This is a genomic window from Bifidobacterium sp. WK012_4_13, assembly GCF_041080835.1.
Lineage (GTDB): Bacteria > Actinomycetota > Actinomycetes > Actinomycetales > Bifidobacteriaceae > Bombiscardovia > Bombiscardovia fermentum.
In genome coordinates, this window is sequence record NZ_CP129683.1 from 449,095 (window position 1) to 463,822 (window position 14,728).

Consider the following 14,728-nt stretch of genomic DNA (forward strand, 5'->3'; position numbering starts at 1 on the left):
CCGATGCATCACCCACGGAATCGCAGCGGCATGCCAACGCTGAGAGAACCGCATTCCAGGACATGGCACGATGGCCGTCTACCAAGGATCAGGCCGAGGGACTCATCTCGACCGCCTTCGTCGACCGCGTCACCAAGGATCTGGAATTCGTCGAGCCGACACCAGGGGTGAAGAAGCCGGATCCGATTCTGGTCGCCGACAAGGTAACCCGCCGTTTCGGCGGAATGACGGCCGTGGATGTCGATCACTTCGAGATCGAAAGACATGGCATCACGGCACTCATCGGTCCGAACGGTGCGGGGAAGACGACCTTCTTCAACCTGATGACGGGTTTCGACACTCCGAACACAGGAAGCTGGAATTTCGATGGCGTTGACCTGGCAAGGGTCTCGCCCGAACAGGTCGCCCGCAAGGGCATGGTCAGAACATTCCAGCTCACCAAGGTCATGAACCGTCTGACAGTCATGGACAACATGCTGCTTGGATCGCAGCGTCAGAAGGGCGAAGGCATGCTGCGCTCGCTCGTTCCGGGACTGTGGAAGACCAGGGAGGCGGAGATAGCCGAGCAGGCAAGCGAACTGCTGAAGAGATTCCTGCTCTGGAAGAAGAAGGATGATTACGCCGGTTCGCTCTCAGGTGGGCAGCGCAAGCTTCTCGAGATGGCCCGTGCGCTGATGAGCAACCCGAAGCTGGTCATGCTGGACGAACCCATGGCAGGTGTGAACCCCGCGCTGAAGCAGTCACTGCTCGATCACATTCTTTCACTTCGCGAAGAGGGAACGACGGTGCTCTTCGTCGAGCATGACATGAACATGGTGCGCCATATCGCCGATTGGGTGACGGTGATGGCAGAGGGAAAGATAGTCGCCGAAGGCAAGCCCGCAGAGGTGATGAACGATCAGGCGGTCATCGATGCCTATCTCGGCTCGCATGCGAACATCGACCTTGGCGACATCCCTGACTCGGTCGTCAGCGAGGAAGGCGCTGCCCAGATCACCAATGGAATCGCCAATGGAATCGTTAACGACAGCGTTGATGGCAGCGTCACCGCCGATGACGGAAAAGGACCGGGGGCAGCAGCCACAGCTCCCCCGTCCACCGATGGAAGGGAGCAATGATGACATCGATGCCACAGCATGGTGAGATCAAGGATGCCAGCCCTCATGCAGACAAGCCGCAGGTGCCGGAAAAGGCCAGGATTCTGATGGAGGCGGACAGTCTGGTCGCAGGGTATCTCCCCGGAGTCAACATACTCAACGGCGCTTCCCTGACACTGCATGATGGCGAGATCGTCGGCATCATCGGCCCCAACGGTGCAGGAAAGTCGACACTGCTGAAATCCCTCTTCGGTCTCGTCCACATCAACTCGGGATCGCTGACGCTTGGCGGCGACGACATCACGAACATGCGGGCCGACAAGCTCGTCTCCCGTGGGGTCGGCTTCGTTCCGCAGACCGAGAATGTGTTCCCAAGCCTGACCGTCAGCGAGAACATGCAGATGGGAGCATACCAGCATCCCAAGGTGTTCAAGGAACGCTTCGCGTATGTGTCTTCGATATTCCCTCGTCTCGCCGAACGCAAGGATCAGACCGCAGGTTCGCTCTCGGGAGGCGAGAGACAGATGGTGGCAATGGGGCGGGCGCTGATGATGAAGCCCAAGGTGCTGCTGCTTGACGAGCCCTCAGCCGGACTGAGCCCGATGCTGCAGGATGAGACCTTCATACGCGTGCGTCAGGTCAATGCCGCCGGTGTGAGCGTCATCATCGTCGAGCAGAACGCCCGCCGCTGTCTGCAGATATGTCATCGCGGATACGTCTTGGATCAGGGAAGAAACGCCTACGCCGGCTCCGGCAGGGATCTCCTGTCCGACCCGAAGGTCATCTCGCTGTATCTGGGAAATCTGGAGGAGGAGGATTCATGACGGGGCCTGCCATCTGAGCAGGGAAGTTTTTCACGTTGTACATCACAGAGAAAAGGAAGAGTTGGGAATTATGAACAAGAAAACAACAAGAAAGTATCTCGCAACCGCGCTCGCTGCAAGTGCCGCCGTGGTTCTCGCATTGTCCGGCTGCGGTTCGTCCTCGTCAAGTTCTTCGGGATCTTCCAAGACATTCGTATTGGGAGGACTGTTCCCCGAGACCGGTTCGCTTGCATATCTCGGACCAGCCGAAACGAGCGCCTGGAAGCTTGCCGCGAAGGACATCAACGCCGCAGGCGGCGTGCTGGGGAACAAGATCGAGACGGTCAGCGCAGACATTTCGGATGCCGACCACGCCGATCAGAACACCGCAGGCGCACAGTCGGTCCTGTCCAAGAATCCGTCGGTGATTCTTGGCCCCGCTTCAAGTTCGGTCGTGCTCAACACCTACAAGTCGATCGCAGAGGCCAAGGTTCCGATGATTTCCATGGGCGCGACATCCCCCTCGCTCTCCGGAATAAGCCCCTACTTCTTCAGAACAGTTCCGCCTGACTCGGTTCAGGGCGCCGTCATGGGCAACCTCATTGCGCAGGATGGAGTTCAGAACCTTGCAATCGCAGTCTTCAACGACACCTATGGCACGAATCTGCGCGACGCGGTCGTCAAATCTGCCGAAGCCGCAGGAGTGAAGATCGTCTATGGAGAGAAGGATACCTTCGATCCGTCGGAAACCAACTTCTCATCGTTGGTGACTTCCATCAAGGCGACCAAGCCTGACGCCGTCCTGGTCATAGCCTTTGACCAGACGAAGCAGCTCCTCAAGGAAATGAGCAGTCAAGGGGTCGACACCAAGACCAAGCTTTACATGGTCGATGGCAACACCGCCGACTATTCCAGCGACTTCGAGGCGGGAATGCTGAAAGGCGCTCAAGGCACCATACCCGGTGCCCATCCTTCAGACACATTCCAGAAGCGTCTGAAGACAGTCACGCCCAAGCTGACCGATTTCACATATTCGGCGGAAACCTATGACGGCGTCATCCTTGCCGCACTCGCCGCTCAAAAGGGTGGGGCGACCGACGGCACCACGATCAAGAACAACCTGGCTGCCGTGTCCGGAGCCAAGGGCGGTACCGAATGCAGCAGCTACAAGGCATGCCTTGCACTGTTGAAGGATAAGAAGTCCATTCATTACAAGGGTCAGTCCGGCATCGGCGCGTTCAACTCGAACAATGATCCAAGCTCTGCGAGCATAGGCATCTATCAATTCAACGGCGACAACAAGCCAGTATTCAACCATTCGGAGGAAGGCGAGGTTCCCAAGGCCTGACACTGGGTTCCATGCCCGTCGCTCACGGCGATCGCCTCTACGTATGCCTCTGGCATATGGTCTGGGGCAGAAAAGGCAATGTCCTGTCACGATCTGATCGTGGCAGGACATTGCCTTGCGTGGGGAATGGCTCCGAGCCTATTGCCGAATGTGACTGCTGCGCTGCAGATCGGCTATGTAGGATTCGGCCTCCTCTGATGACATTCGTCCACTGAGCATGACGGCTCTCTTAAGGCTCTGCTCGATGGACTCAATCGCCGCATGGTCATGACCGCAGATATAGAGATAGGCGCCGGAATCCAGCCATTCGAATATCTTTCCTGCCTGATGCAGCACGACGTTCTGAACGTGCTCGCGAACATCTCCGAAACGTGACCATGCGACATCGAGGGAGTCAAGGATGCCCTGCTCCAGATACCGCTCGAGTTCATCCTGATAGAGGTAGTCCTGTTCAGGATTTCGATTGCCCACGATCAGCCAGTTGCGACCGACCGCGTCCGAACGGAGGGCACGCTCCTGCAGAAACGCGCGATATGGCGCTATCGCAGATCCCAGACCGACCATGATGATGTCGGAAGAATCATCTTCGGGAAGCCGGAACCTTGTATTTGCAAGAATGGACGCGGTTATCGGCGTGCCTATCGGTGCGCTCGTCAGATAGTCGGTGCATTCGCCCGCCAGCTGTTCGTCGCGGAAGCCGAACTGCACTTTCGTGACGGTGAGATCCACGTATCCCGAGGATACGGATGCCGCATTCGATATGGAATAGAGTCGCCTGTTCGAAGACGAGAACAGCGCTGGAAGCTCGTCAGGCGCAATCCGCGCTGGGAAGTCCTGGAATAAGGCATACGGCGGATGCGTCTGGGCATAATCCTTAAGCACCTGGTTGTCTGTCTGCAGTCCTGCGAAGGGGCTGTCAGGGGCATAGTGCGTATACCTCTCGATCAGCGCTGGCGTGTTGCGCGTGATGTCCTTCGAGCTTTGCAATATGTCCACTATTCGGGCATCGATTTGAGATGCCTTGTCTCCAAAGGCGTTCTTCAACAGACGTGCGACCGTCCTGTCCGAGTTTGGGTATTGCACTGTCAGCATGTCTCCTGGCATGAACTGCATGTCAGCGGATGGCAGACGCAGCCGAATGCCATAGACCTGCTTCTCCGAGCTTGACGAAGTCAGCAGTCTGCGATCTTCCAGAATCGCCTGGAATTCCTGGAATCCGCCCGATCTCGACCCTTTGTGATGCTTCGCAGAGGCGTCTGAGTCCTGTCCGGAAGCCTTCGAGCCCTCAGAGCCTTGGGATTCCTGCGCCCCAGATGAGTCAGATGAAACAGATGAAACAGACGAAACAGACGAGTTCGAATCTGGCAAGGCCGACCCGATGACCGAGCAGCCATCAGGCGTGCCGACCTCGGTGGCGGCATCCTGGCTGTGCTCATGTGAAGGTGACTGTGCCGATGACTGTGCGGATGACTGAACCGATGACTGTGGAGCCCCCTGGGTCAGGGCAAGTTCCTTCTGCAGCACTGGCATGAGTTCCTGGATCCATTGCGCGGCAGCCAACTCATAGTCGAAGTCGCATTCGCCGTGCTTCATCATTCTGCGCGCACCGAGCTGCTCATAGCGCGCGTCGAACTGGCGGGCCATAAGGTTGTAGCTTTCGCCATACGCGCTGTCTCCCAGACCAAGCACGGCATATGACATGTCACTCAGCTTCGGCGCATCCTTGCCCATGATGAAGTCATACAGATCCTCGGCCTCGAACGGAGGCTCCCCTTCGCCCTGAGTGGACGTGACCATTATCAGAATGTCTTCCCGCGCGAAGTCCTCGAATTCGTAATCTATGGAATCGACAAGGCGCACATTGCTGAAGATCGGCTGCACGGTCGCGAGCAGATCCTCCGCCACTCCCCTTGAGTTACCCGTTTCCGACGCGGAAAGAATCGTAATGTGTCGAGTTTCATGCATGCTTGTATTCCTGCTCTTTTCGTAATATGTGCCCAAATCTGCGATGACAGATTAAATCTATAGTAAGTATCCCCGAAAGGGTCAAGCCTGGCTAGTGTCTTCTTCCGCGTTCCTGACGGTTTCTTCTACCGTGACGAGACTGTTGCGTTCCGGATTGCATGCCGCTCTTGTGATACGGTCGCTGAGACATCGGTTCCTGCGCAGAGTGACCTTCCCGATAGGCTTTATGCTCCAAAGTCGCATCATGGAACCACTGCGACACCTGCTCTTCGTCGATGCCGAACGAACGCTGAACGTCACTGACGAAACGCAGCCATGCAGCGTCCTTGTCATCTCTGCTGAGATCCACGCTGTGCATCTGCCCGATGTATCGGCGAAGAATCATGAGGAATCTACGCTTGTCAGATTGCGAGAGCTTCATGAAGCTTGATACACCCTGACTGTCCAACTGCGAGATATCGTTGAAATTCTGCTGTTTCCCAGCATTCGAGATAAAGGAGCGTATGGGGATGATGATGAACAGAATCAGCCCAAAGTATGGACGGAAATATGCGAGCGCTATGAACACGACCAGCAGCGCACTGTTGGTCAGATAGGCGGAACCGAATATATAGGTATAGACCCGTTTCATCTGTGCCACGTCCTGATATTTTGCAGGCAGCATCGCTCTGGCTATGATCACCTCGAGAATCGTGACGATCAGATATGCCGTGCCGCACAGCATGACGGTCCCCCTGGCGATATCCGAAATCATGAGCTTGGTGAACGCTGGGATCAGGGATACCGCAAGGAGCAGCAGAAAGTCGAGAATGATGATCGTATGCGGTACCTCTTCGACCTCGTTGAACATCAGCGCATGCTTGTACCAGCAGTTGGCGACGAAGCAGAAGCTCACCACATACACGCCGATGTTCTGGGCAAGCTCCATATAATCGAGGTGACCGCTTGCCACCTCGACCGGAACATCCAGAACCATGATGGTAAGGATGATGGCGAAGACAGCATCGCTGAAGACATCGAATCTTTCCTTGAATTTCTTCACGCAAGTAGTATCCCGCATGCTATCTACTCCATGCTTCACTGCGCTGCCAGTGAAACTGAGCAGAATGCGGAGAAAACTCGCGAATTCCATGAATTGACAAACAAAAAGCCGCAGGCCTATTCTTTAGCCGTCGGTAGGCGAGACTACCACGGGGATACGGGTTGCTGCCGCAGCACAGTGGAGACACTGTTCATCGGTCAACAATTTCTGTCGAGTCAAGGCATTGATTAATGTAACATCACTGCCCCGTGAGGTTGAAGCTTGAACGATGACACGTTTGGGGAAGGCAGTGCAAACCCTGTCTGAGTTCATGGCCGGTCGCCGATGATAGTTCGTCGAACTCGAAGGGGGTGAAAGTCATGAACAGTGACAGTGCACATCAATCCGATATTCATTTATGCACCGCGCATACGCTCACTCATCAATCTTCACCTATTCAGGCTTTTCATCGCTCTGGGATGCACATCTGACCCGGACGAGAACTGCATGCCTTACCGCTGTGGGAATCCACCAGACAGCTGCATGAAATCCAGCGATGAGGCAACGCTGAACGGCCAGACCAGGATAGGCAACCATCGAAAAGAGGCTCGCCAATGGCTTCCGTATTCACCATGACCCAGGCAAATGCTCAGTCGACCGGCAATGGCAGCGACAGGGCATCCTTTCGGCAATCACTCATATCCGATGTCATCGTCATCATTGGAATTCTTGCCCTGATAGGAGCCATCGCCGTCATGCTTCCCGACATCGACAAGGCAGTCGGACCGCAAGGCATGCCATCGACGATCTCAACAGATCCGAGGAACCTTCCGTACTACGCGATGCGTTCTGTGTTCCGCATGTTCATCGCACTGCTGTGCTCACTCATCTTTACCATCGTCTACGGCTTGGCTGCCGCAAGAAGCAGGAGGCTCGGCGCGATACTGATACCGCTGCTTGATATCCTCCAGTCCGTGCCGATTCTTGGTTTTCTGTCGGCTACCATCTCGATCTGGCTCGTGCTCTTCCCTGGTTCGATTCTCGGTGTCGAAGCGGCATCCATCTTTGCGATCTTCACCAGCCAGGCATGGAACATGACATTCTCGTTCCATCGTTCGCTGCTCAGCGAACCGACCGAGCTCGATGAGGCTGCAAAGATTCTCAGACTCAGCCATTGGCAGCGTTTCTGGAAGCTCGACATGCCGAATTCCATGATTCCTCTCCTGTGGAACTGCATGATGAGCGTAGGGGGCGGATGGTTCTTCCTGACCGCTTCGGAAATGATCTCGGTGAACAATCGCACCTATGCGCTGCCTGGGATTGGTAGCTATGTGGCCGAAGCCTCGAAGCATCGGCAGCTGGGCAACATCGGGTGGGCGATTGTGACGATGATCATCGTGGTGGTGCTCATTGATTTCTGCCTGTGGAAACCATTGACGGCATGGTCCGAGAAGTTCAGAATCACTTCAAGCAGCTCTGCCTCGCCAAGGCGCAGCATGGTCTTGACCATCATCCGTCAGTCGCACCTGAACGATGTGCTTGCCGCACTCCTGCGTCCATGTGGTGATTTCTTGGATCGGATCACACGTCCGCTTGGGCGGACCGGTTCACGATGGCATCTTGCCTCGACGCGTTCGAGAGTCGGTGACGTGGCTTTTGGCACGGTCATGACACTGATCATTGCGGTGGGTGTCATCGCGTGGATCGATTCGATCAGGAACGGTGCAGGCTTGGCGCAGATCTGGCACGTGCTTGGACTTGGCTTCCTGACCTTCCTGCGCGTCATGTTGCTGACCGTCGTCTGTTCGATCGTCTGGGTGCCTATTGGCGCAGGCATCGGCATGAATCCACGGCTGTCACGAATCTTCCAGCCGGTGATCCAAGTGCTGTCGAGCTTTCCAGCCAACTTCACCTTCCCATTGGTCACACTATGGTTCATTGCGTGGCACATCGACATCAACTGGGGCACCATGCTGCTGATGTCACTCGGAACCCAGTGGTACATACTGTTCAATGTCATCGCCGGAGCGAGTTCGATTCCCGATGATCTGCGGGAGATGAGCCGAAGTTTCGGTCTCACACCTTTGCAGCGTTGGACCAAGCTCATCCTTCCGGCCGTGTTCGGTTCGTGGTGCACGGGTGGAATCACCGCTGCCGGGGGCGCATGGAATGCTTCGATTGTCTCAGAAACGGTTGCCTATGGCCATACCACGCTCACTGCGAGTGGGCTTGGCTCATACATCGCCGCTTCGACCGCCTCGGGGAACATGTCGAAGACGCTGCTGGGAGTGACCGTCATGGCCATGTTCGTGGTGATCGTCAATCGCATATTCTGGCATCCCTTGGAGAACCTTGCCGAACGGCGATTCTCTCTGACATCCTGATCGCGAAACCTGACGGTCGAACACCCCCGTTGAAGAATCACCCCGTTGAAGAATATCGAAGAACAGCACAAGAGCATTTGATGCACACATAAAGGAGCAGCCATGAACATGATTCAAGCCTCTCACGTCAACAAAACCTTCATGAGCGACAAGGGCGAGGAGCTCACGGTCCTGAAAGATATGTCCCTCAGCCTTCATGAGGGTGAAATCGTTGCCATCCTTGGTCGCTCAGGTGCAGGAAAGTCAACCTTCCTGCGCACGCTTGCCGGATTGGTGCCTCCAACGAGTGGAAGCGTCAGCTATCGCGGCAAGGAGCTTCATGGACCGAACCCAGGCGTTGCCATGGTCTTCCAAACTTTTGCATTGATGCCTTGGCTGACTGTCGAATCGAATGTCGAGCTTGGGCTTCAGGCACGCGGTATCAATCGCAAGGATCGCAGAAGCGCTGCATTGCAGGCCATAGATTCCATAGGTCTCGACGGCTTCGAATCCGCATATCCAAAGGAACTGTCCGGAGGCATGAGGCAGCGCGTCGGCATTGCACGCGCATTGGTGCTCGAGCCGGACGCGCTGTTCATGGACGAACCGTTCTCCGCATTGGATGTGCTGACCGCAGAGAACCTTCGTCAGGAAGTGCTGAATCTATGGTCGAATGGTGAGGGCAAGCTACGCTCCATTCTGATCGTGACGCATAACATAGAGGAAGCCGTGCAGATGGCGGATCGTGTGGTGGTGCTTGGCTCACATCCTGGGCATGTCATTGCCAATGTGGACGTCGAACTTCCCCGTCCGAGAGACAAGCATGCACCAGAATTCGAAGACATGGTCGACACCCTCTACGCCATCTTGACCGGCAAAGGCAGCGAGACCGGCGCCAGGACTGCGCACAGCTGGAACCCGATCTCCGGGATAAGGCAGATGACTGCGGAATCCCCGAACAGCCGCATGCTTCCCGATGCGACCCCTGGCGGGCTTGCCGGGCTTCTTGAAATCGTCGATGGCTATCCCGATGGCATTGACCTTGCCGATCTGGCATCGGCGCTCTCATTCGAAGTCGATGATCTCTTCCCGCTTCTGGATGCAGGAACGCTGCTGGGCATGCTTGACGTCAAGGAAGGACATGTCACGGTGACAGAAGTCGGTCATCGTTGGAACGATGCCGACATTCTGAACAGCAAGGTCGTGTTCGCCGACATTGCCATGAGCCATGTGCCACTGGTCCGAGCCATTGACCGCTCTCTTCGTCAGTCGAAGAATGGAAGCCTGCATGGCGACATGATTGTCGATCTGCTACGCAGCAAGGAACCTGAAGATGTGGCGAGAAAGCAGTTTCACATAGCCGTCGAGTGGGGCCGCTATGGCGAATTGTTCGATTATGATGCCGATGACGACATGCTCACCCTCGATGAGGCTGCCTTGTGAATCGAGCTCCAACGGCACAGGATTCATTGATGCACCCTCACCCAGCCTGGGAGGAATCGACGAACAGATGACTCATGATGCTGTCGAAGGCGTGGATGGTCCTATAGCCATGAACCGCGTTTTTCAATTCTGCAGCATATGTCAGTGGCAACATGTCGGTCTGGAATCTAGTGCTTCCAGACGTGCGCAACGAACTTGGCGATTGCATAGATGCAGCCGCTTGATGTGGCAACGAAGAAGCCTATCGGAAGATCGGTAAGCACCGAAAGCGCGACCGAAGCCCACATGCAGCCAAGAGCGAATACGCAGGAGAGAACGATGGCGTGAATCGGATTGCGAGCCAAGGCGCATGCAGCCGCAGGAGGGGCGATGAGCAGACTGAAAAGCAGCATTGCTCCAACGATCGGCACACTCGCAGTGGTGACGCAGGCAATCACGATGGTGAAGAGCAAGGCAACCAGGTTGTTGCGCACGCCCTGCACCCTTGCCTGCTCGGGTATGATGGACGAGGCGAGCAGGGGCCGAATCATGCATAGCACCATAGCCACTGCAATCAGTGCGAGGATAGACATCGTCAGAAGGTCTGCATCGGTCACGGCGAGTACCTGACCGAAAAGAAGAGCATATACCTGATTGCTGTAATCGCCGCTCATGCTGAGCATGAAGGCGCCACCGGCCAGCAAAAAGACCAGCAGCAGGGCGATCACCGCATCTCTCCTCCCCTTCTTTCCCAGAAGATGCATCGCCAGGGCGGAAAGCAATGCCGCGATACCCATGCCGGTGACGGGGCTGAGGCCAATGGTCACGGCAACGGCCGCGCCGGCGAACGAACCATGCGGAATCGCATGTGCCAAAAAGGAGTCGCCTCGCATGATGACGAAAACGCCAATGATTCCGGCGCTCACCGCAACAACCGTGCTCGCATACCAGGTATTCAGCAAATAGGCTTCAAACATGAGCGACACCCGCCTTCCTGCCCGCGGCTGCGTTGACAAGTCCCAGGGAACGCAGCACCCTGCATATCAGATACATCATCAGGATCAACGCGACGATGCAGAAACTCACTGACCATGACTGTCCGCCTGTCCAGTGATAGCTTTCATACGATACGATCACACCGACCCATACGCTGACGACCCCGACACCGGCGGCCGCGACTATCGCGTCGCGCATCCGACGGGCGAGGATCAGACCGCATGATGCCGGACCGATCAGCAGGGCGGTCGAGAGGATCGCTCCGACCGATATGGATCCCAGCGCCACTCCGATTCCGAGGATGCACATGAAGGACGCGTTGATGAATCCATTGCGAACCCCATTGGCATGGGCAAGCTGGGGAGAGACCGTCACGAACAGTGCCGGACGCCAGATCAGGGCCATTGCAACGATGCTGATGAGCGCCAGCACGCATATCAGCGGGACTGTCCGCGGATTGATGGCGAACAATGAACCGAACAGCACGGAGACCGCCGCGCTGCCGCCTGAATTTCCAGTCATCGAAAGCGTGATGAACAGGGATGTGAACCCCATTCCGGTAGCAAGGACGATTCCTGTGGCAACATCTCTGCCACGTATGCGCTCGATGCCTATCGCATGCATGCCAAGCCCAGCAAGAACGCTTGCCGCCAGGAACCCCCAAAGCTGATTCACTCCGAGAAGATATGCCGCCGAACCACCCACCGAAGCAAGGTCCGTAAGCGAATGACCGGCAAAGGACTGGCCTCGCAGCACGGTGAAAACGCCGATGCAGGCGGTTGCAACGGCAACCGTGGATCCGACCACCAGGGCCGTTCTCATCTCCTGAACCTGCCAGAGATCCATCAGGACATTCATGGCTAACCTTATCTCTCTTCGTTCTTTCCCAATCATTGACTCGTAGAAGCAACGGTGAACGCCAAATGACGCTGACCTTCACGGACGGTCTGGAGCTAGTCCTCTGCCTTCGTCTCATCGAATGCATCGACGTCATTCGAGTGGGCATGGCTGGTCTCCCCCGCCATGACCATCACGCGACCGCCTGCGTGCAGCACCTCAATCGGATGCCTATACAGCCTGCTCAGCACATCCGTCGTGATGACCTCGTCGGTCTTGCCAACGACGGCACGCCCACTGGCAAGATATACGACCTTGTCAAGCGCATCGATCAGCGGGTTGATATCGTGCGCCGAAAGTACGATGCTGATCCCCTGCACATTGCGAATCTGATTGAGCAGACTTACGATATCGTCGGCATTCGCAGGGTCAAGGTTGGCGAGGGGCTCATCGAGAAGGATGAGTCTGGGGTTCGCGACGAGTGCCGCCGCGATAAGCACGCGCTGCTGCTGGCCGCCGGAGAGACGCCCCACAGGCCGATCCGCGAATTCCCAGGCGCCAACGCCTTTCATGGCGTGTTCGACCTGATTCCAAAAATGCTGACCGCGTATTCCTATCCCAAAGCGCTGCCCATCGAGGCCAAGCGCAACGAGATCCTTGGCCCGAACTGGCATGTCGGGATCCAACTGAACCTTCTGGGGAACATAGCCGACCATACCGGCCTTCGCACGCTTTCTGCCCATGATGGTGACAGATCCCGTCGAAGGCTCGACATCGCCAAGTATGGTTCTCAGAAGGGTGGTCTTACCGGCGCCGTTGGATCCGATAAGACCCAGAAACTCGCCTGCCTCGACCGTGAGATCGATCCCCTTGAGAATCTCGTTGCCGCCCATCTCCACATGGACGTCACTGACATCCAGCAGAGATCCTCCATTCGAACCCGGCCGCTGGACCGATGAGGATGCCACAGGATCGTCATCGGCCCCTTCGGCCTTGTCCTTCATGAACATAGATTGAGCCATCATAAGCTTTCGGTAGATGTATTCTGCGAAACCGCCTTGTCAAGGGCCGTAACCTCAGCCGTCATCCATTGTACATAGTGATACTTCGCCGGCATCGTTTCATATACGGCAACGATGGGAATGTCATACTTCTTCGCAGCGGCCTTGTACTTTGCAGTCAGGTCAGAGGTGACCTGCTGGTTATATACGAATGCCTGAACCGACTTGTTCGAGAACAGCGCCATCTGTGTGGCCGAATCCTGCGCGGACGGATCCTGGTCGTTCATGATCGCAGCCTGCAAGGTCCAAGGCGTCTTGATGTCAATGCCAGCGGCATCGAGCAGATAGTTGGCAACCGGTTCGGTCGCCGCGACGGCAGCCTTCGGATGCTTGTCCTGGAAGGTTGCAAGCGCGTCGGTATAGGATTTCATCGAAGCGTTGAAGCTCGCAAGATTCTTCTTGTAATCGCCTGCATGGCTTGGGTCGAGGGATTCGAGCTTCGCGGCGATCTTGGCCGCGACTGCCGGCATCGTCTTCGGCTCGTACCAAAGATGCGGATTCTTCGTGTCATCGGCGAGTCCGAGGACTTCCTGTGCATTGATGACGGTGCGATCCGAGCTCGAGTGGGCCTTGAGCATCTTGGTCATCCAGTCATCGTATCCCACACCATTCTGCACGACGATCTTCGCCTCCGAGATGAGCTTCACTTCGGATGGGCTCGCCTCAAAGTCGTGGGGATCCGCATTCGGATTGCTGATGATCGAAGTGACGCTCACGTGTGAGCCTCCGATTGACTTGGCGACATCCCCGTACTCATTCTCCGCGGCGAGGATGTCTATCTTTCCATTCCCGTCCGTCGCCGAGGATGTTCCGCATCCCACCGTCGCAAGTGCCATGATTCCACTAAGAATTGTTGCCATAACGACTCTGCTGGCGTGTCTGAACTGCATGGTTCTCCTATCTTTCCATTCTTCTGTCACTCTCTGCCATTGCATGGCACTGAGACATGACACTGAGGCATGATCTCTTATTGAGAATAATTACTATTGTCACATAGAGTCGAGACTAGGACGCCGTGCGTGTTCAGATGGCGCGCGATCGTCTGCACCGTGAATGGAAACGGTCCGAGCAGGACCGACTTCTCAAAAGCGCCGTCATCGGTCGAATGAATCCCGCGCCCTGGGACGAAGGAGGCCTGACCGTCCGCCGCGGCGCGAAAGATCAGGCCTCCCTCGTCGTGGAGTCGGACGTTCTAGTGTCGGACGTTCTAGAATCGGACGTTCCAGAACCTGGCGATTGAAAGTCCGCATATGTGAAGAAAGCCGATGCACAGTCAGCAGACGTGGAGTAAACAGATGCGAAGTCAGCCGATCACCTTGAGATAGAACCGGTCCATCGTGTCATGGCTTGGCTGGGCGAGAGGCTCGTCAAGAAGCTGGAACCCGCTGCGCTCATATACGTGCATCGCCGCGACGAGAGCATGATGAGTCTCAAGGTAGAGCATGCGATATCCATCTTCCCGAGCTGCCTTCTCGATGGTCTCGATGAGTCGGTAGCTCACCGCGTATCCCTGGCCTTCCGGCGTGACATACAGCTTCTGCAGTTCGGCGATATCAGGGGCGAGACCGCTGAAATGCGCATATCCCGCACCTCCAATCACCCGTTCGTCCTCATCCACGACGACGTAATAGGCACGTCCCAGATCGGCGGAATCCGACTCATAGAAATCATTCAGATCTTCGAGCTGAGGATCGTAATAGGCGGTGCCGGGAATGTCCAAGCCGAAGCGTGCCAGGCCTTCGCGGACTATCGTCTTCACATACCTGTTATCCGAAGCGGAGATACGCCTTATCCGCAGCATTTTCCCGTTCATTG

12 protein-coding genes and 1 riboswitch are annotated in these 14,728 nt (G+C 56.2%); of the genes, 5 read left to right on the forward strand and 7 right to left on the reverse strand.

The features are described from left to right. Positions 1 to 62: 62 nt before the first annotated feature. From QN062_RS01795 to QN062_RS01805, 3 genes are all read left to right on the forward strand, one after another. Positions 63 to 1,118, forward strand: a complete 1,056-nt coding sequence (locus tag QN062_RS01795) for an ABC transporter ATP-binding protein (RefSeq protein WP_369342505.1) — start codon at positions 63 to 65, stop codon at positions 1,116 to 1,118. Continuing rightward, positions 1,115 to 1,921 (forward strand): ABC transporter ATP-binding protein, encoded by an 807-nt coding sequence (locus QN062_RS01800; protein ID WP_369341916.1) that lies wholly within the window; start codon positions 1,115 to 1,117, stop codon positions 1,919 to 1,921. The genes QN062_RS01795 and QN062_RS01800 overlap by 4 nt, the downstream gene beginning before the upstream one ends. Positions 1,922 to 1,991: 70 nt before the next feature. Further along, entirely contained in the window at positions 1,992 to 3,248 is a 1,257-nt protein-coding gene (locus QN062_RS01805; RefSeq protein ID WP_369341917.1) for an ABC transporter substrate-binding protein, read from the forward strand. A 138-nt stretch (positions 3,249 to 3,386) separates the two neighbouring features. Here the strand turns inward: QN062_RS01805 and QN062_RS01810 are convergent, their stop codons facing one another. After that, complete coding sequence (locus QN062_RS01810; RefSeq protein ID WP_369341918.1) at positions 3,387 to 5,213, reverse strand: flavodoxin domain-containing protein; 1,827 nt, start codon at positions 5,211 to 5,213, stop codon at positions 3,387 to 3,389. Between the two features lie 91 nt (positions 5,214 to 5,304). Next, positions 5,305 to 6,273 carry a TMEM175 family protein gene (locus QN062_RS01815; protein WP_369341919.1) on the reverse strand — a complete coding sequence of 323 codons (969 nt, stop codon included), beginning with the start codon at positions 6,271 to 6,273 and terminating at the stop codon, positions 5,305 to 5,307. 104 nt (positions 6,274 to 6,377) lie between these two features. Next, positions 6,378 to 6,535: riboswitch (M-box (ykoK) riboswitch) on the forward strand. Positions 6,536 to 6,848: 313 nt separating this feature from the next. Here QN062_RS01815 and QN062_RS01820 point away from each other — a divergent pair. Further along, positions 6,849 to 8,618 (forward strand): ABC transporter permease, encoded by a 1,770-nt coding sequence (locus QN062_RS01820; protein ID WP_369341920.1) that lies wholly within the window; start codon positions 6,849 to 6,851, stop codon positions 8,616 to 8,618. A 102-nt stretch (positions 8,619 to 8,720) separates the two neighbouring features. After that, on the forward strand, positions 8,721 to 10,040 hold the full coding sequence (locus tag QN062_RS01825; RefSeq protein WP_369341921.1) for a nitrate/sulfonate/bicarbonate ABC transporter ATP-binding protein: 1,320 nt from the start codon (positions 8,721 to 8,723) through the stop codon (positions 10,038 to 10,040). 167 nt (positions 10,041 to 10,207) lie between these two features. Here the strand turns inward: QN062_RS01825 and QN062_RS01830 are convergent, their stop codons facing one another. From QN062_RS01830 to QN062_RS01850, 5 genes are all read right to left on the reverse strand, one after another. Next, a complete protein-coding gene (locus QN062_RS01830; RefSeq protein ID WP_369341922.1) occupies positions 10,208 to 10,996 on the reverse strand; it encodes a metal ABC transporter permease in 789 nt (262 codons plus the stop codon). Further along, entirely contained in the window at positions 10,989 to 11,873 is an 885-nt protein-coding gene (locus QN062_RS01835) for a metal ABC transporter permease (protein WP_369341923.1), read from the reverse strand. The genes QN062_RS01830 and QN062_RS01835 overlap by 8 nt, the downstream gene beginning before the upstream one ends. Before the next feature lie 95 nt (positions 11,874 to 11,968). Next, positions 11,969 to 12,862 (reverse strand): metal ABC transporter ATP-binding protein, encoded by an 894-nt coding sequence (locus tag QN062_RS01840; RefSeq protein ID WP_369341924.1) that lies wholly within the window; start codon positions 12,860 to 12,862, stop codon positions 11,969 to 11,971. Between the two features lie 11 nt (positions 12,863 to 12,873). Beyond that, the gene (locus QN062_RS01845) at positions 12,874 to 13,773 is read right to left on the reverse strand and encodes a metal ABC transporter solute-binding protein, Zn/Mn family (RefSeq protein WP_369341925.1); all 900 of its coding nucleotides are present in this window, start codon (positions 13,771 to 13,773) and stop codon (positions 12,874 to 12,876) included. A 443-nt stretch (positions 13,774 to 14,216) separates the two neighbouring features. Then, on the reverse strand, positions 14,217 to 14,726 hold the full coding sequence (locus QN062_RS01850; RefSeq protein WP_369341926.1) for a GNAT family N-acetyltransferase: 510 nt from the start codon (positions 14,724 to 14,726) through the stop codon (positions 14,217 to 14,219). Between the last annotated feature and the right edge of the window lie 2 nt (positions 14,727 to 14,728).